This window comes from Faecalibacterium prausnitzii (assembly GCF_003287405.1).
Lineage (GTDB): Bacteria > Bacillota > Clostridia > Oscillospirales > Ruminococcaceae > Faecalibacterium > Faecalibacterium intestinale.
Genome location: NZ_PRLD01000003.1, coordinates 66,125 through 83,015 on the forward strand (window position 1 = coordinate 66,125; position 16,891 = coordinate 83,015).

At 59.6% G+C, this 16,891-nt stretch carries 15 protein-coding genes and 3 tRNA genes; 12 read left to right on the forward strand and 6 right to left on the reverse strand.

The features are described 5' to 3' along the window. The first annotated feature begins 1 nt into the window (after position 1). The 7 genes from C4N24_RS03980 (at position 2) to C4N24_RS04010 (ending at position 6,060) form a co-directional block, all read left to right on the forward strand. Positions 2 to 928, forward strand: coding sequence for a ribosomal-processing cysteine protease Prp (locus tag C4N24_RS03980; RefSeq protein ID WP_112090409.1), 927 nt, complete (start codon positions 2 to 4; stop codon positions 926 to 928). 23 nt (positions 929 to 951) lie between these two features. Then, entirely contained in the window at positions 952 to 1,950 is a 999-nt protein-coding gene (locus C4N24_RS03985) for a N4-gp56 family major capsid protein (protein ID WP_015536641.1), read from the forward strand. 10 nt (positions 1,951 to 1,960) lie between these two features. Beyond that, positions 1,961 to 2,173, forward strand: coding sequence for a hypothetical protein (locus tag C4N24_RS03990; RefSeq protein WP_005927203.1), 213 nt, complete (start codon positions 1,961 to 1,963; stop codon positions 2,171 to 2,173). Positions 2,174 to 2,248: 75 nt separating this feature from the next. Next, positions 2,249 to 2,632: a hypothetical protein gene (locus tag C4N24_RS03995; RefSeq protein WP_112090410.1), complete on the forward strand. Its 384-nt coding sequence runs from the start codon at positions 2,249 to 2,251 to the stop codon at positions 2,630 to 2,632. A 12-nt stretch (positions 2,633 to 2,644) separates the two neighbouring features. Further along, positions 2,645 to 4,525 carry a hypothetical protein gene (locus C4N24_RS04000; protein ID WP_112090411.1) on the forward strand — a complete coding sequence of 627 codons (1,881 nt, stop codon included), beginning with the start codon at positions 2,645 to 2,647 and terminating at the stop codon, positions 4,523 to 4,525. Continuing rightward, positions 4,513 to 4,698, forward strand: coding sequence for a hypothetical protein (locus C4N24_RS04005; protein WP_112090412.1), 186 nt, complete (start codon positions 4,513 to 4,515; stop codon positions 4,696 to 4,698). Before C4N24_RS04000 ends, C4N24_RS04005 begins: the two co-directional genes overlap by 13 nt. Before the next feature lie 18 nt (positions 4,699 to 4,716). After that, the gene (locus C4N24_RS04010) at positions 4,717 to 6,060 is read left to right on the forward strand and encodes a cell envelope biogenesis protein TolA (RefSeq protein ID WP_112090413.1); all 1,344 of its coding nucleotides are present in this window, start codon (positions 4,717 to 4,719) and stop codon (positions 6,058 to 6,060) included. 444 nt (positions 6,061 to 6,504) lie between these two features. Here the strand turns inward: C4N24_RS04010 and C4N24_RS04015 are convergent. From C4N24_RS04015 to C4N24_RS04030, 4 genes are all read right to left on the reverse strand, one after another. After that, positions 6,505 to 6,581: transfer RNA gene (locus tag C4N24_RS04015), tRNA-His, on the reverse strand. 8 nt (positions 6,582 to 6,589) lie between these two features. Next, a tRNA-Arg gene (locus tag C4N24_RS04020) sits at positions 6,590 to 6,663 on the reverse strand. Between the two features lie 167 nt (positions 6,664 to 6,830). Continuing rightward, positions 6,831 to 7,367, reverse strand: coding sequence for a phosphatase PAP2 family protein (locus tag C4N24_RS04025; protein WP_112090414.1), 537 nt, complete (start codon positions 7,365 to 7,367; stop codon positions 6,831 to 6,833). Between the two features lie 28 nt (positions 7,368 to 7,395). Then, positions 7,396 to 7,959: a DUF1643 domain-containing protein gene (locus tag C4N24_RS04030; RefSeq protein WP_112090415.1), complete on the reverse strand. Its 564-nt coding sequence runs from the start codon at positions 7,957 to 7,959 to the stop codon at positions 7,396 to 7,398. A gap of 179 nt (positions 7,960 to 8,138) precedes the next feature. On the opposite strand from C4N24_RS04030, the gene C4N24_RS04035 reads away from it, so the two are divergent. Both C4N24_RS04035 and C4N24_RS04040 read left to right on the forward strand, forming a co-directional pair. Next, positions 8,139 to 10,070: a BMP family ABC transporter substrate-binding protein gene (locus C4N24_RS04035; protein ID WP_112090416.1), complete on the forward strand. Its 1,932-nt coding sequence runs from the start codon at positions 8,139 to 8,141 to the stop codon at positions 10,068 to 10,070. A gap of 21 nt (positions 10,071 to 10,091) precedes the next feature. Then, positions 10,092 to 10,757 carry a metallophosphoesterase family protein gene (locus C4N24_RS04040; protein WP_112090417.1) on the forward strand — a complete coding sequence of 222 codons (666 nt, stop codon included), beginning with the start codon at positions 10,092 to 10,094 and terminating at the stop codon, positions 10,755 to 10,757. Between the two features lie 127 nt (positions 10,758 to 10,884). Here the strand turns inward: C4N24_RS04040 and C4N24_RS04045 are convergent, their stop codons facing one another. Together C4N24_RS04045 and C4N24_RS04050 are read right to left on the reverse strand one after the other, a co-directional pair. Continuing rightward, positions 10,885 to 11,175, reverse strand: coding sequence for a DUF6465 family protein (locus C4N24_RS04045; RefSeq protein WP_112090418.1), 291 nt, complete (start codon positions 11,173 to 11,175; stop codon positions 10,885 to 10,887). A 551-nt stretch (positions 11,176 to 11,726) separates the two neighbouring features. Next, a tRNA-Leu gene (locus C4N24_RS04050) sits at positions 11,727 to 11,810 on the reverse strand. Positions 11,811 to 12,109: 299 nt separating this feature from the next. Here C4N24_RS04050 and C4N24_RS04055 point away from each other — a divergent pair. The 3 genes from C4N24_RS04055 (at position 12,110) to C4N24_RS04065 (ending at position 16,891) form a co-directional block, all read left to right on the forward strand. Further along, positions 12,110 to 13,210, forward strand: coding sequence for a response regulator (locus C4N24_RS04055; protein ID WP_181573048.1), 1,101 nt, complete (start codon positions 12,110 to 12,112; stop codon positions 13,208 to 13,210). 295 nt (positions 13,211 to 13,505) lie between these two features. Then, on the forward strand, positions 13,506 to 14,648 hold the full coding sequence (locus C4N24_RS04060; RefSeq protein ID WP_097782688.1) for a ribose-phosphate pyrophosphokinase: 1,143 nt from the start codon (positions 13,506 to 13,508) through the stop codon (positions 14,646 to 14,648). Between the two features lie 335 nt (positions 14,649 to 14,983). Beyond that, entirely contained in the window at positions 14,984 to 16,891 is a 1,908-nt protein-coding gene (locus tag C4N24_RS04065; protein ID WP_112090420.1) for an alpha/beta hydrolase family esterase, read from the forward strand.

A 16,891-nucleotide genomic window follows, 5' to 3' on the forward strand; every position in this document is an offset into this window, starting at 1 on the left:
GATGATCAAGGTATGTTACAGCGAGCTGGACGGCCCCGAGGGGCTGAGCCTGCGGCTGGAAGCCGCCGGTCACGCGGGCTATGCGCCCGCCGGGCAGGACATCGTATGCGCTGGCGCAAGCACCCTGATGCAGGCACTGGTGTACCTGCTGGCAGGGGAGGAAAACGCCCGCAGCGATGCATGGGACGAGCCGGAAGGCCCGCGCCTTGCTGTGGCAGCGCAGGCACCGGTAGCGCCGTGGGTGCAGGGCGCGTTTGAACTGGCCAAGGCGGGCTTTACCCTGCTGGCAGAGCGCTACCCGGACAACCTGCGCTTTGCGGATGTGAGCCGCAGCGGACAGCAGAGCATGATGGACCTGCAGCTGTTTGCGGAAGGTGAAGCCGCCCCCGCGTTGAGCCCGGAACAGACCCGGCAGGCAGTGGCTGCGGGCACCCTGAAGCCGGAAGCCCCCGCCGCGCAGCCGGAAGTGCCCCGGCAGACCCCGGCAGAGCCGGAAAAGCAGCCGGAAACACCCGCACAGCCGGAGCGTCCGGTGCTGCCGCCCCTGCCGCTGCCGGTGCAGAACACGGTGCGCGGCTTGCACGCCCGCTGGGCGGCAGAGGAAGCCGCCATGCGCCGCAGCCAGCCGGGCTTTGACCTGAAAGCAGAGCTGAAGAACCCGGAGATGCGCCGTCTGATGCAGCTGCCCGGTATGCGGGTGCAGGACGCCTACCGCCTTGCCCACTACGAGGATGCCCTGCGCACCACGGCACAGACCGTGGAGCAGGGGGTGGTGGAACGGGTGCAGCAGCGCGCCGCGCGTCCGCTGGAAAACGGCCTGCGCCCCGGTGCTGCGGTTTCGGTACGGCCGGACGTAGCCGCTATGACCCGCGCCCAGCGGGAAGCCTTGGAGCGCCGTGTGCTGCACGGTGCACAGATCGAACTTTAACCTGACAGGAGAAAGGAAAAAACATGATGAATTTCAACATCCAGCTGTTTGCGGACGCGCAGACCAACACCACCGGCACCATGTCGGTGGAGATGAAAACCTTTTACGAGAAGCGCCTGATCGATCAGGCAGAGCCGCGCCTTGTGCACGACCAGTTTGCGGATTACTACCCCGTGCCCCAGAACGGCGGCAAGACCATCGAGTTCCGCAAGTACGACAGCCTGCCCAAGGCCAGCACCCCGCTGACCGAGGGCGTTACCCCCAACGGTCAGGCGCTGAACGTGACCAGCATCACCAGCGACCTGCACCAGTACGGCGGCTGGACCCCGCTGACCGATGTGCTGCAGATGACCGCCATCGACAACAACGTGGTGCAGGCCACCCGCGTGCTGGCAAGTCAGGCCGGCCGCACCATGGACAGCATCACCCGCGATGTGCTGGCGGGCGGCACCAATGTCATTTACGCCCCCAAGCTTGGCGCAGACGGTGCCGAGACCGCCGTTACCAGCCGCAAGGCACTGGACAAGAGCTGCACCCTGACCCCGAAGCTGTTCTTTCAGGCGGCGGCGCAGCTGGGCGCGATGAACGCTGACCCCATCGGCGACAGCTACGTTGCCATCATCCACCCCTATGCGGCCTACGACCTCAAGACCTGCAAGGAGTTCATGGAGGTGCACAAGTACGCCGACCCCGACACCATGTTCCGCGGTGAGATCGGCAAGCTGGGCAACATCCGCTTTATCGAGACCAGCGAGGCCAAGATCTGGAAGGACGATACCTGCCCGGCGGGTCTTGCAGTGTTCGGCACGCTGGTGCTGGGCGCCCACGCCTACGGCGTGACCGAGCTGGAGGGCGGCGGCCTTGAGCACATCGTCAAGCAGCTGGGCTACGGCGACGACCCGCTGAACCAGCGCGCCTCTGTGGGCTGGAAGGGGATGCGTGCCGCCGAGCGTCTGGTGGAGCAGTACATGGTGCGCATCGAGAGCGTGTCCAGCTACTCTGCCACCGCTGCCGCCAACTAAGGAGGTGCCCATGGCTGAAAAGAACGTGCGCATCCGGCTGTTCAAGGACAACAGCCGCTACAAGGGCGATCTGTTCGTCAGCGTCAACGGTGTGAATTACAAGATCCGCCGGGGCGTGGAGGTGGAGGTGCCGCCCGCTGTGGCCGAGGTGCTGGAACACAGCCAGCGTCAGGACGAGCTGACCGCTGCCCGCATTGCCGCTGCGGAGAACGCAGCACAGTAAAATCTGTAAAATCAACGCTGCCCGGCTGGGAGAAATGCCCCCGGCCGGGCTTTTTATAAAAAGGATGTGATGAAGATGACAGTAGGAGAAGCTTTGGAGCGTGCCGAGCAGCTGCGCCCGAACTGCCGCATTGAAACCGAGACCCGGCTGCAATGGCTGCGGGAGACGGACGCCCTGCTGCGCACAAAGCTGTTTGACCGCAGCGCCGCCGGGGCGTTTGACGCGGTGGGTGCAGACCGTCCGTGGGAGCAGCCGGTGCAGGACGACCAGCCGCTGCTGGCGCCGCCGCCCTTTGATGCGCTGTACCCGCACCTGTTGTGTGCGCAGATGGACGCCGCCTTAGGCGAGACCGACCGCTACGCCGGAGAGCAGGCACAGTACAACGCCCTGTATGCGGAACTGGCGGTCTGGCTGCGGCAGAACTACCCGCCCCGCAGCCGGGCGCAGTGGCGCTGGTAAGGAGGTGAGGCGATGGTACTGGCAGACAGAATGCGGCTTGGCAACACCCGGCAGCTGCTGCGGGCCTTTGGCGGCCTGAACGAGACCTACGGCTGCTCGGAAGCAGAGTACAGCGCCGGAGTAAACTTTTCTGCCCGGGATTTCCCAGCCCTGAGCACCCGCACCCCGCGCCGCAAACTGCGGGCGCTGACCGGGCTGAACGGGATGTACCACCTGAACGGTCTGCTGACGGTCTGCGGGCGGGATATCACCTATACCCCGGACGATGCCGCAGCCCCGGCGGTGACGAAGGCGGACGCCGTGACCGATGGCCGCAAGGCGCTGGTGGGCATCGGCACAAAGATCCTGATCTTCCCGGATAAGCTGGCTTTTGATACGGCAGACGGCAGCGTGACCGCACTGGGGGCGCTGTGGACGGCGGCGGACAAAAGCGTGACCTTTGCCCCCTGCGATGCCGCAGGCAAGACCTATCAGGTGGAAGCCTTTGGCCCGGACGAGCCCGCCGATCCGGCAGACGGACAGCTGTTTTTAAGGGTGGAGGATGCCGACCATCCGTGGCGGTACGACAGCACGCTGGAAATGTACAGCAAAAACTCCGGCAGCTGGGCGGCCATCCCGCTGGAATACTGCCGCATCACGGCGGCAGGGCTGGGCAAGCTGTTCCGGCAGTGGGACACCGTGACCGTGCAGGGCGCAGCCGCCGAGACTGCGGGGCAGAGCCCGGAGCTGAACGGAGATCAGATCGTGTATGACATGGGCGAGGACTGGCTGCGGGTGCGCTGCACCCCGCAGGGCGAGTATTTTTACGGCACACTGGTGCAGAACGCCGCCGCCGCGCAGTGGCAGAGTATGGACGGCAAGCAGCACCGCAGTGTGGATGCCGCACAGACGGTATCCATGGAGCGCCGGGTGCCGGAACTGGATTTTGTGACCGAGTGCGACAACCGGGTGTGGGGCTGCAACAGCAGGGAGAACGTTATCTACGGCTGCAAGCTGGGCGACCCCACCAACTGGTTCAGCTACCGGGGCATCGCTGCAGACAGCTACGCCGTCACTGTGGGCAGCGACGGCGCCTTTACCGGGGCGGCTTCCTGCATGGGCTATGCGCTGTTTTTTAAAGAGAATACCCTGCACAAGCTGTACGGCTCCAAGCCTTCGGATTTTCAGCTTTCCAGCCTGCGCTGCCGGGGCGTGGCAAAAAACGCCGCCCGCAGCCTGTGCGTGCTGAACGAGACGCTGTATTATCTCTCGCCGGACGGGGTCATGGCGTGGGACGGCAGTCTGCCCACCAAGGTGTCCGGTGCGCTGGACGCCGCAAAGCTTGCCAACGTGCAAAGCGCCGTGGGCGGTGCGCTGGATGGCCGGTACTATCTGCACATCTCCCGGGAGAGCGCGCGTCTGCTGGTCTACGATACCGAGAAAGGGCTGTGGAGCGAGGAGGACGTCTGCTCCTGCGATATGACCAGCACCGGCGGGCAGCTTTATCTGTGGGACGGGCAGGCGCTGTGGGCAGCAGACCCCACCCGCGAGCCGGACTGGCAGAGCACCGATAGCGTGGAGACGGACATCCCCTTTGAACTGGTCACAGGCGATGTGGGACTGGACGGCACCGAGCAGCGGTACCTCTCCCGGCTGACCTTGCGTCTGGACGCCGAACGCACCAGCACGGTGGAGGTGGCAGTAAGCTATGACGGCGGCGCGTGGGAGACGGTGGCCACCCTTGCCGCCCAAGGCCGCCGCCGCAGCTATGACCTGCCTTTTGTGCCCCGGCGGTGCGGGTCGCTGCGGCTGCGGCTTCGTGGCAAAGGACAGATCACCCTGCGCAGTCTTGTGCGCACCATCGCCCCGGCAAAGGGAAAATTATGGGAGGAGGATACCTCATGGCAAGCATGAACGGCCTGAGCAAGCTGGGTCTGCCCAAGCTCAGTGATAACATGGACCCGGAGGATGCCCGGGCACTGCGCAGCTATCTGTACCAGATGCAGGAGCAGCTGCAGTATGTACTGACCAATCTGGATACGGAAAATATGTCCGACACCCTGCGCAGCAAGCTGCAGGGATTATAAGTACGAAAGGAGAATTTTATGGCATCCAAAAAGAAGGAGGAACTGCTGCAGCCGGACGTGCAAACGCAGGCACAGCCTGCTGCGCAGTCCACTTACAGCACCGAGGGGCTGGACAGCCGCGCCGAAGTGGAAAAGGCTATGGCAAACGCCAGCTACCGCCCCAGCCAGCAGGTGACCGATGCAGCCAACGCCCTGAAGCAGTGGCAGCAGAACCGCCCCGCAGACTACCAGAGCGGCTATCAGGACAGAATCAACGAGCTGCTGGGGCAGCTGCTGGAACGGGAGAATTTTCAGTACAGCTACACCCGTGACCCGCTCTACCGCCAGTATGAGCAGCTGTATACCCTGAACGCCCACAATGCCAGCGCGGACGCGGCGGCGCAGGCGGCTGCTCTGACCGGCGGCTATGGTTCCAGCTATGCCACCAGTGCGGCGCAGCAGGCCTATCAGCAGCAGATCGGCGGGCTGGCAAGCGCCATCCCCACCTTGTACAGTCTGGCGCTGGATACCTACCAGAGCGGCGGCGAGGAGCTGGTGACCCGGCTGGAGCAGCTGAACGGACAGGAACAGAACGCCCAGAGCTTATATGACCGGCAGCTGCAGGACTACTACACCCAATTGCAGCAGAAGGGCGATGCCTACAACGACGCCTACGCCAAGGACTACGGTCAGTATCAGGAGCACCTGAACCGGCTGGACACCCTGCACGGCTACTACACCGCGCAGGAGCAGGCGCAGATCAGCCAGCGTCAGCAGGCTTTTAATAATGTTATGACCGTGCTGGGCGTCATCGGGGATGTGGTGCAACTGGCCATCAGCGGCACCACCGGCCTGGGCAGCTTAGCGGGCAGTCTGCTGAACACCGGGTACAACATCTACTCCGGCAACCGCGCCTACGAGGCCGAGCGCGCCGACACCCAGTGGAGCCAGCAGATGCAGGAGAAGCAGCGTCAGGACGCACTGACCCAGCAGCAGTACGACAACACCGCCAGCGAGCGTGCCTATCAGGACGCGCTGAAGCAGCAGGCCTTCAACAATAACGTGACCAGCCAGAAGCTGAACATCGCCAAGGGCGAGTGGGCGCTGAAGCAGGCGAATGCCCAGCAGAAGGCCGCACAGGCTGCCGGTAAGGCGGCGGCTGCGGGCACAAAGTCCGGCAGCTCCGGCAGCGGCGGAAAGGCCACCGGCAGCAGCGGCTCTGCTTCCGGCGGCAGCCGCAGCACCGTCAGCGCCGGGGTGCCCTACACGGCAGCGCTGCTGCGCAGTCAGGGCAAGAGCGAGGTAGCCATCACCTCTGCCCTGCGGCAGGAGGGCTACACCCCCGCCCAGATCGCAAAGATCCTGCAGGAGATGAATCAATAAAATAAAAATCTCCCCGGCAAAGCAGCTACTTTGCCGGGGAGATTTACCTTTATGGTATATTTTGAGCCCACTGGACACCCCACCAAATAAAAAAATCCGCTGTGAAAACAGCGGACAGTAGTCACCCCGGTAGACATTCCTGAAGATTGGGACCCGCGGGCTAAGCAACAGCCCACTGGGCTGATTGCTTACGCTGCCGCTGGCGCGTCAGCGCCGCCCTGTTCGAGTCCCACTGGGCACCCCACCAAATAAAAAAATCCGCCGTGAAAACAGCGGACAGTAGTCACCCCGGTAGACATTCCTGAAGATTGGGACCCGCGGGCTGATCAAAGCCCCACTGGGGCTTTGATTGCGTCGCATTGCGCCGCCGCCCTGTTCGAGTCCCACTGGGCACCCCACCAAATAAAAAAATCCGCCGTTGCAATGCAACAGCGGATTTTTTGGTGGGGTGCCCAGTGGGACTCGAACCCACGGTCTCCAGATCCACAATCTGGCGCGTTAACCGACTACGCTATGGGCACCACATAGATGCGCCCGAAGGGACTCGAACCCCCGGCCCACTGCTTAGAAGGCAGTTGCTCTATCCACCTGAGCTACGGGCGCACGTTGTTATCCCAATGGGTTCCATTATGGCGGCAGTTCTGTGTCGGCACAGGCTGCGAGAGAAATAATACCATACCCATCGCATTCTGTCAAGGAAAATCTGAAAAAAGTTTCAACTTTTTTGCGCTGTGGGCAAAAACAGACGCTCCGGCGTGCACAAAACGGCCTTACAGCAGCCACATTCCGGCAAAGCCCAGCACAAAGCCCAGCACAAAGCCGCACACCACGTCCCGTACATGATGTACCCCGGTGAGCACCCGCAGACAGCAGATGAGCAGGGCAATGCCCACCATCACGCAGCCCGCAGCGGGGTAGAAATACAGCCACACCGCCGCCAGCACGGCGGCGCTCAGCGCGTGGCGGGAGGGCATGGAGTGCCCACGGCTCTCCTTTGCCACCAGCGGGGTAAAGCCGGGCTGCTCGTAGGGGCGGGGGAAGTGCAGCCGGCTGCGCAGCAGCGTGCCGCCCCAGAACACCAGCCCCGGCACAAAGACGGAACGGGCGATGAGCACCATAAAGTCCAGCGCGGCCTGCTTCTGGGTGAGGAACAGCCGCGAGAGCCGGACGTTCAGCAGGCACAGCAGCACCGGATAGCACACAAAGGGTACCAGCGGCAGCCACCGATCCAGAAAAACGACCAGCCGCTTTACAGCCGGGTGGGTGTTGAACCAGTGATAGATGGGCTTATACTGTTCGGCGGTCAAAGCAGCTCTCCTCCTGTCGGGTCGGACATCAGAAGCAGGTGTCCAGATAGTTTTCCACATCAAAGGGCTCCGGGGTGGAATCCTTGCGCAGGTACAGCGGGTGGTGCGGGTGTCCCTTTTTGCTGCGCTTGCCAAAGGTGACCCACGGGATCTCCCGCTCCCGCGTCAGGGCTACCATCTCCCGCATCAGACCGGGCAGGTAGTCCCGCTTTTCGATCAGGGTGCCCCATGCCGCCCACATGGTAGGCTCGGTCTGCGCCAGCACGGCCTGCAGCCAGCGCAGGTTTTCATCGCACAGGGCGCGGTCGGGGGTCTTATCCATATCGTTGGGGTCGGTGGCGCGCTGGGGGTAGACGTTGAACATGATCCAGCTGTCAAAGCCGTTGGCGGCGGCCAGACGCTCCACACTTTTTAAGGTGGGGTCCAGCGCGCCGGGCTGGGCGGTGCTGGGGTTGATGCCGATGCACACCAGCGGGTGCTTGCCCACCCGCCCCAGAACATAACGGTAGTTTTGGTAGGTGTGGGGCTCGTAATACCATACGCCGCCGGCGTATTCGCCCGCCTCAAGCACGGGCAGAGAAACGGTCTGCATGATAGTAAACTCCTGTCGGTTTTGAATGTCGTTATTATCGTACCTGAATCTACCGGGAAAATCAACAGTTTTAGCCCCAAAATACTGCCTTATTTCTGTTTTTGTGGTATACTGGGGGTGTTCCGGTGCGGCAGGGGGACTGCGGCACCGCGCTTCGCTTACAGAAAAAAGGAGTTCTTATGCTGGAAGATTATAAAAGTGCACTGCGCGCAGGGCAGCGCGCCTATCGTGCCCGCATATCCCGCGGCCAGTCGCCCTATCTGGCTGTTCTGGACGATGTGCTCAAGGGCGTGGATATCGTGGCGCAGGAGCCGCTGGGGCTGGTGGAGATCCCATCGGACAGTCTTGTGGGCACCAAGACCAGCGGACGGCACACTGCCTTTTCGTATGACTTTATGCCCTTGCTGGAGCCGGATACCGAGTTTGCTGTCAAGTGGTCGAACCTGTGCGACGCGCATCTGGAAGAGGGCATCCATACCCCCATCATCGCCTTTGAGTACATGAACCAGTTCTATGTGCAGGAGGGCAACAAGCGGGTCTCGGTGCTCAAGTATTACGGTGCCGTCAAGATCCCGGGCACGGTCACCCGGCTCATCCCCGCCCGCACCGACGAGCTGGAGAATAAGATCTACTACGAGTTTCTGGATTTCTATAAGCTGTCCAAGGTGAACTATGTGCATTTCTCCAAGCTGGGCGGCTATAGCAAGCTGCAGACGCTGGTGTGCAAGGCCAGCGGCGAGACATGGTCGGAGGATGACCGGCTGAACTTTGCAGCTTTTTACACCATGTTCCATCAGCAATTCGAAGCCTTGGGCGGCACGTCCATGGGGCTGACTACCGGCGATGCGCTGCTGGTGTACCTGTCGGTGTACCGCTACTCCGACACCTACGACGCCACCCCTGCGCAGGTGCGGCAGAACCTAGAAAAGCTGTGGAACGAGGTAAAGGTGCTTACCGAGCCCCACGGTGTGGAACTTTCGCTGGACCCGCCCAAGAGCCCCGCAGAGCCGCTTTTGTCCAAGCTGAATATCTTCAGCCCCAGCAAACAGCCCAGTGAGCTGCGGGTGGTGTTTCTTCACGAGTACAACGCCAAGATCAGCGCATGGGTGCGTGCGCATGACGAGGGGCGCGAAGCGCTGGCTAAGGTTTTCCCGGACAAGGTGTATATCAGCAGCTACGAGGACGTGAACCCGGAGGTGGACGCGGAGCAGGTGCTGGAGGAGATAGCCCACAACAATGCAGACGTGGTGTTCACCACCAGCGTACGGATGTACAACGCCTGCCTGAAGGTGGCGGCGCAGCACCCCAAGACCCGCATCCTGAACTGCTCGCTGAACGCGCCGCACCCACTGGTGCGCACCTACTATCCCCGCACCTATGAGGTGACCTATCTGCTGGGGATGCTGGCCGGTATTATGACCAAGACCGGGCATATCGGCTATGTGGCGGCAAATCCTGTGTACGGCGTGCCCGCTGCGATCAACGCCTTTGCACAGGGGCTGAAGAGCGTGCGCCCGGCGGGCCGTATCTGGCTGCGCTGGGCTTGCCAGACCGATGCAGCCCACCCGCTGGATTTTGCCGACTGCCCGGAGATCGACATGGTCTACGCCCGGGACAGCCGGGAGCCCGCCGATACCAACCGGGACTATGGCCTGTGCCGCAAGCTGCCGGACGGCAGTTTGCAGCCGCTGGGGCTGCCGATCTGGCGGTGGGATACCTTCTATGTGGAGATCGTGCGCTCTATCTTTGACGGTAGCTGGGACAATGCAGCCACAACCCGCGCGGTGAACTACTGGTGGGGTCTGCGCAGCGGCGCAGAGGATCTGGAGTATCAGGAATCGCTGCCCAGCGGTACGCGGCAGCTGCTGGATCTGCTGGAAACGCTGCAGGGCTCGGATAATGTGCACATCTTCCCGGAAAAGCTGTATGATAACGAGGACAACCTGCACTCCCCGGAAAACAAAATTTACAGCCCCAAAGAGCTGATGGAGATGGACTGGCTGGATGCCTGCGTACACGGCAAGCTGCCCCATTACGATGAACTGGACGTCAAGACCCGTACCGTGCTGGCGATCAACGGACTGGACAACGTAAAGGGTCTGGAAAAATGAGCCGGCCTGACCGGAGACAGAATGGAGCATACGAACGTGAAAATTCTTGCCATCTCAGATGTCCCGTCCAAGGCGCTGTGGGACTATGACACCCGTGCCCGGCTGGAAGGCATCGACCTGATCCTCTCCTGCGGGGATCTGCCCAAGAAGTATCTGGAATATCTCACAAACTTTACCGCTGCACCTATCCTGTATGTGCACGGCAACCACGACGGCAGCTACCAGACCGAGGGCGAGCCCGGCGGCTGCATCTGCGTGGACGATCAGGTGTACACATGGAAGGGGCTGCGCATCATGGGGCTGGGGGGCTGTCAGCGCTATAATAAAGAGGACACCTACCAGTACACCGAAAAGGCCATGCGCCGCCGTGCGCACAAGCTGGAGCATCAGGCGCACAAAAAGGGCGGCATCGACCTGCTGCTGACCCACGCCCCGGCAAAAGGGCTGAACGATGGGGACGACTGTGCCCACAGGGGTTTTGAGTGCTTCAACGAGATTTTGGATGAGTACCAGCCGAAGTGGTTCATCCACGGGCACATACACCTGAATTATGATGCAAAGCTGCCCCGGGTATGCACCCGCGGCAACACCACCGTCATCAACGCCACCGAGCGCTATGTGTTCGAGATCCCGGATCCGGACCCGGCAGAAGAGCGTAAGACCCTCTGGCGGATGCTGGGGTTCTGAGTGACTGCTGCCTATGCAAAAAAAGACACCGCACAGCTGTGCGGTGTCTTTTTTGTTTATGGAGCCTTATTGTGGGAATGGCGGGCGCGGCAGCAGTGCGGTACAGCCTGCGGCCCTGTGGAAAAAATTACAGTTCCAGTTTGCCAGAGAATTTGTTGATAACGTAGTAGGCTGCGCCCTCCTCGGGCTTGACGTACACCTTGCAGGACTGCACGCCGACCTTGTGGGTGGTGCGGTAGTCTGCCTTGGCACGGTCGATGATGTCGGTGATGTTGTACTGCTCACCGCCCATCTCCACGTACAGCTCGGGTGCCAGCGGCGGGCGGCCGCGGCGGGCGGGAGCCTTGGCGGATTTGCGGGTCTTGCCCTCGGCAGCCGGAGCATCGGCTGCGGGAGCAGAAACTTTCTTTTCAGGCATGATGCATAACCTTCCTTCTGTATTTGATCATGGTGCAGCAGGGCTGCACCGGCGGGCTCCAATGGATCTATCGTAAGGCAGAAGCGGTGCGGAAAGCGCACGCCTGTCTGCCCCATACGAACCGATATGAAAACGTTTGCATAAAGAAGCTGAATTTATAATTATATAATATATTTTTGAAATTCATTTGTAAAGCCTTTTTCATAAAAAACATTGTAAAATCGGTAAGAAACGGTGGAATAAATGGTCGGAGCGGGGTTTTGATGCTTTTTTCTCGGGTATAGTACGACCTTTCGGCAAAACAGGCGGTCGTTTCCGGAAATGCCGGGCGGCACTGCGGCTATAAATACGGGCGGCAAAAAACACTCCCTGCAAGGGCGGAATAAGGCGGAACAGAACTGCCGGCGCACGCAGGATGCACCGCATATAAAAAAGAAACGTCCCGACAAAATCGGGACGCTTCTTTTGGGAGAGTGTGCAGTGCTGTTCGCGCCGCACACGCCGCAGATAAAAAGAAAGCCCCCCAGACAAGCTGGAGGGCTTCCTTTTTATGCCGGTGGTGGGGGTCGAACCCACACGTGTTATTAGCACAAGGGATTTTGAGTCCCCCTCGTCTGCCATTCCGACACACCGGCGTATCATTTTGTGAGCGGTTTTTATTATACCGGATTTGACAGGTAAAATCAAGAGGGAGTTTTTACGGAAAATGCAGCATAAAACAAACCGTTACACTCCTGTTTATGTGTCGTTTTGTGCGCGGAAGAAAAACAGACTTTGCAAAAACTGCGATAAAACAACCGAAATACGAAGGATTTTGAATAAACAACAGAGCGAGGTATTGCTTTGCTTCCGTTGACGAGACCGAAAAGGGCGGGGTATAATCAGGCTAAAACAGGAGCTTTGCAGCAGAAGAATGCCCGCAGGAGGTAGGAAAATGGCAGACGAACGCAACAGAATGCTGGAGCAGTTGAACACAGACGACTGGCAGGAATGCCGTCAGAGCGTGTTGATCGTGGACGATTCTGCCATGAACCGCAGGATGCTCACCGAGATACTGGGCGGACGCTTTGATACCGCCGAGGCCACCAGCGGGGAAGAGTGTCTGCACCTGCTGGAGGAAAACAGAGACGGTATTTCCATTGTGCTGCTGGACATCCACATGGAAGGAATGGATGGCTTTGCGGTGCTGGAGGAGATGGACCGGCAGAAAATGCTGGAGGATATCCCGGTCATCATGATCTCCAGTGAGGACAAGGTGGACGCCATGCGCCGCGCTTTTGATCTGGGCGCGTCGGATTACATCAGCCGTCCCTTTGACGCCCGGGTGGTGTGCCAGCGCATTGGCAATACCATGCGGCTGTACGCGAAACAGCGGCGGCTCTGCGCTGCGGTGGAAAAACAGATCCGGGAAGCGGATCAGAACAGCCGGATCATGCTTGCGCTGCTGAACCGGGTAATGGAAAAGCGCAACGGCGAGAGCCGGAACCATGTGCGGCGTATCCAGATCATTACCGCACTGCTGCTGGCACAGCTGGCGCAGAAAAACGGGCAGCACTGGCTTACGGGCTCTGTGCGCCGCCGCATCACATTGGCGGCGGCGCTGCACGATATCGGCAAAATAGAGCTGGAAAACCGGCTGCTATGCAATACCGCCCCGACTGCGGAGGAAGAGACACTGCTGCGGCAGCATACAACGCTGGGTGCACAGATGCTGGAAGAAAACAGTACCCGGCAGGAAGCGGCTTTTGTGCAGACGGCGGCACAGATCTGCCGCTGGCACCACGAACGATATGATGGCTCCGGCTATCCTGACGGGCTGGTGGGAGAACAGATCCCGCTGGAAGCGCAGGTGGTGGGGCTGGCAGATGCTTACGATGCACTGGCCGGCGGCGAAAACGGGCGTCCTTACCCCCACAAGGCGGCGGTGTATCTGCTTTGTACCGCCCAAAGCAGCCAGTTCAGCCCGCTGCTGCTGGAATGCCTGCAGGAGATCGGCGACAGGCTGGCAGAAGCACTCCGTGCACCGGAAAAATAAACATTATAATAAGGTGCGCGGGGATGCTCCAAGGCGTTTGCTGCTGCGATGAAAAAGTATTACTTTTCCTCAAAAATCAGATAAAATTTGCGAAACGGTAAAGATTTGGTCGGTTTTTTGTAAGAAACTCACATTCTCTTTAAGGAAAAGGAAAAACAGCTGTGCAAGGCGCAGAAAATCCATACATGAAACAAATTGATATGGAACAATCGACAAAATGTGATAAAATAAAACCAGATATGCGCGCTTGTGTGCATGGTACGGATGGTAAACAGCAATAAGGAGTTATGTGACTATGTCTATTGAAATTTCCCCTAAGTCCTTCTTTGAGCAGCCCAGTGTGGCGGATATGCGGCTGATCGCCTGCCCCGGTGCAGAGGAGCTGACCGGCCTGATCGACAAGCACCTTGTCCGTTGGGCAAAGGCTGCCGGAATTGAAAAAGACACCTTCATTATTTCCTGCGACTGCCCCCGCTTCCAGAGCGGTGATGCCAAGGGTCTGGTCAAGGAGTCTGTCCGCGGCGACGATATCTTTATCGTGGTAGACCCGGGCAACTACAGCGTCACCTACAAGCTGTTCAACTACGAGAACCATATGTCCCCGGACGACCACTTTGCAAACCTGAAGCGCCTGATCCAGGCTGTGGCCGGTAAGGCACACCGTGTTTCCGTTATTATGCCCAGCCTGTACGGCGGCCGTCAGCACCGCCGCGTGGTGCGCGAGAGTCTGGACTGCGCTGTGGCGCTGCAGGAGCTGCAGACCATGGGCGTGCGCAACATCATCACCTTTGACGCACACGATCCCCGCGTGCAGAACGCAGTGCCCCTGATGAGCTTTGATAACGCCATGCCCACCTATCAGGTGCTGAAGAGCCTGCTGAAAAAGGATCCCACCCTGTCCTTCGACAAGGAGAAGTTCACCGTGGTCAGCCCGGACGAGGGTGCTATGAACCGCAATATGTACTTCTCCAGCGTGCTGGGCTGCAATCTGGGTATGTTCTACAAGCGCCGCGACTACACCCGCGTGGTGAACGGCCGCAACCCCATCGTTGCTCATGAGTATCTGGGCGAGAGCGTGGAGGGCAAGACCGTCTTTATCGCGGACGATATCATTGCTTCCGGCGAGAGTATGCTGGAGGTCGCCAGCAACCTGAAGGAGCGCGGCGCTGCCAACATCATCGCCAACGCCACCTTCCCCCTGTTCACCAGCGGTCTGGAGAAGTTCGACAAGGCTGTGGCAGACGGCACCCTGACCTACGTTGTGGGCACCAACCTGACCTACCGTATGCCCGAGCTGCTGACCCGCGACTGGTATGTGGACGTGGATGTTTCCAAGTACGCTGCCTACTTTGTGGTGGCACTGAACCACGATATGTCCGTTTCCAGCATCATCGACCCCCTGAAGAAGATCGAGAACCTGCTGGCAAACCGCAAGTAAGGAAACCTTTCCAAAGCCCCTGCACCCTGCGTGCGGGGGCTTTTTGCGTTTTCATAGAGAAAAGGAAGTGTATCATGAGAAACAGCAGCGTTATAGGGAACTTTCGCTGATCAGCTCTTTTTACAAAAAATAATATACTAATATGTTAATTGTAACAAAAAAACACTAAATACTATTTACAAATCTTGATGTAAATGGTATTATTTGTACAACATTGAAGCAGAAAGGCACCTGCTGTGAGGAAAAAGTCCGAGAAAAAGCAAGCGAGTCCGGCCTTCAAAGCTGGGCATAAAAAAGTACGCAGACACTTACAAGAACAAGAAGGAGAAAACAATATGAAACGCCGCGATTTTATGAAGCTTTCCGCCGCTACCGCGCTGGGCGCTACTGTAGCCGCCATGGCACCCTCGGCTCTGGCTGCAACAGAGCTGAACCAGACCAACGGAGATCTGCACACTACAGTAGACCGCAAGACTGCAGCCATGGGTCTGGGCGATGGCAAGACCTTTGCTTATGACCCGGAAAAACCGTACCTGAACGTGAATGTGGGCCTGTTCCATGATGCGCAGGTAACAGTGGGCGGTCAGAATGTTGGCACTGCTACCTATTACCTGCCCGATGGCATGGATCCTTGGGCGCCGGCAGTTATCGTGCTGACCCCGGATGACACCACCGCAAAGGCGTTCTCCGGCACGGTCACCGGTCGTATGTGGCGTACGGTAGCGTGCAAAAATAAGATCGCAGTTGCATTTTTCGGTCCCGAAAACGGCGGCAGCTGGAACCTTTCCCTGAGCGCTGCCGGTCGCGATGATGCAGCAGCGCTGGATGCACTGTACCAGCTGATGCGCAAGAAGAGCGTTAAACTGTCCGGCGCATTCTCTATGGATAAGTCCCACACTGCACTGGTGGGCTACAAGGAGGGCGGCGCAGCTGCCCTGCTGTTCGGTGCTCGCTGGGCAAGTGATTTCAGTTCCATCTGCGCTGTGGATGCAGCCGAGGTACCAGCAGTCTCTCTGGAGGCAGTGGGCGGTCAGTATGTGCTGCCATTCCCCGGCGACTCCACCCGCGGCGTGCAGGAGGAAGCCATTGCCGCAAAGACGGTGGATACCCCCGTTTGGCTCGTCCGCTCCAATGCTGATTCTACCAATAAGGCAGTGCTGGAGTTCTACCTGAAAGCCAACCAGGCTGTGGCAAAGGGCGACGGTGTTTATGTCAGCGGCCGTGCAGGTTCTGCAGCCGAGGTGTGGGTCACCGAAAAGGCACAGTGCCCGGCAGCCATCTGGGAAAAGTTCTCCGGTCAGTTCAAGCGCTTTATGGCGCTGCAGCTGCCGGGCCGCGTGGCAAAGGCAGAGGACTTTACTCGGCGTGGCTTTGATATTCACGAGGAGTGGGTCAACGGCGAGTTGCGCCGCTGGATGGTCTATGTGCCGTCCACCTATACTGGCAACGAAAAGGTGCCGCTGGTGCTGGTGATGCACGGTTATACCGCCTCCATGTATGCCATTGCAGAGGAGTCCCGCTGGTACGATGTGGCAGAGCAGAACGGCTTTATCGTGGTCTTCGCGCAGGGTCTGGTGCGCCCCGCAGACCTGATGGGCAACATTCCCACCGCCATGTGGCTGGCAGGTCCCTTTGCCGCAATGGCCGGTAAGGATACCGACCCCAGCGTGGATCTGGAGTTCATCAACAGCTTGCTGGACCGCATGGAGCAGGATTACCGCATCGATACCACCCGCGTGTATGCCACCGGTCACTCCAACGGCAGCCTGATGACTTGGGCTACCGCCTGCCGCTATGCAAGCCGGTTTGCTGCTATTGCTCCGGTCGGCTATATGTTTACCCCGCTGCCGGAGCTTGACCCCGCTGTTCTGCTGCCGGCATGGGCTTTCCTTGGTGAGTACGACTCGGCAGGCGTGGCAGAGCTGGTGGAGGATAACGGCACAGTGAAGGCGCTGCAAGGCTGGAATGCCCACAACGCCACCAACGAGGCAGCTGTTGCAGAAAGCTCCTCCTACAACGGCGCTTTTGTGACCAAGAGCTTTATGGGCGGCAACGCACCGCTGGTGAAGTACACCGTGGTCAAGGATACCCCCCACGTTTACCTGCAGGAGGAGAGCGTTGCCATCTGGAACGAGTTCTTCTCCCGTTACAGCCGCGGTGCGGACGGCACCCTGTACTATCAGGGCAATGCCGTAAACGCTGGTCAGTACCAGCCCAGCGCAAACTGGTACGCTGCAAAATAA

Coding starts and splice junctions, on each gene's coding strand:
- C4N24_RS04040 (WP_112090417.1), top strand. CDS start 10,092: ATGGAGCATACGAACGTGAAAATTCTTGCCATCTCAGATGTCCCGTCC.
- C4N24_RS04010 (WP_112090413.1), top strand. CDS start 4,717: ATGGCATCCAAAAAGAAGGAGGAACTGCTGCAGCCGGACGTGCAAACG.
- C4N24_RS04000 (WP_112090411.1), top strand. CDS start 2,645: ATGGTACTGGCAGACAGAATGCGGCTTGGCAACACCCGGCAGCTGCTG.
- C4N24_RS04060 (WP_097782688.1), top strand. CDS start 13,506: ATGTCTATTGAAATTTCCCCTAAGTCCTTCTTTGAGCAGCCCAGTGTG.
- C4N24_RS04055 (WP_181573048.1), top strand. CDS start 12,110: ATGGCAGACGAACGCAACAGAATGCTGGAGCAGTTGAACACAGACGAC.
- C4N24_RS03980 (WP_112090409.1), top strand. CDS start 2: ATGATCAAGGTATGTTACAGCGAGCTGGACGGCCCCGAGGGGCTGAGC.
- C4N24_RS04005 (WP_112090412.1), top strand. CDS start 4,513: ATGGCAAGCATGAACGGCCTGAGCAAGCTGGGTCTGCCCAAGCTCAGT.
- C4N24_RS03995 (WP_112090410.1), top strand. CDS start 2,249: ATGACAGTAGGAGAAGCTTTGGAGCGTGCCGAGCAGCTGCGCCCGAAC.
- C4N24_RS04065 (WP_112090420.1), top strand. CDS start 14,984: ATGAAACGCCGCGATTTTATGAAGCTTTCCGCCGCTACCGCGCTGGGC.
- C4N24_RS03985 (WP_015536641.1), top strand. CDS start 952: ATGATGAATTTCAACATCCAGCTGTTTGCGGACGCGCAGACCAACACC.
- C4N24_RS04030 (WP_112090415.1), bottom strand. CDS start 7,959: ATGCAGACCGTTTCTCTGCCCGTGCTTGAGGCGGGCGAATACGCCGGC.
- C4N24_RS03990 (WP_005927203.1), top strand. CDS start 1,961: ATGGCTGAAAAGAACGTGCGCATCCGGCTGTTCAAGGACAACAGCCGC.
- C4N24_RS04045 (WP_112090418.1), bottom strand. CDS start 11,175: ATGCCTGAAAAGAAAGTTTCTGCTCCCGCAGCCGATGCTCCGGCTGCC.
- C4N24_RS04035 (WP_112090416.1), top strand. CDS start 8,139: ATGCTGGAAGATTATAAAAGTGCACTGCGCGCAGGGCAGCGCGCCTAT.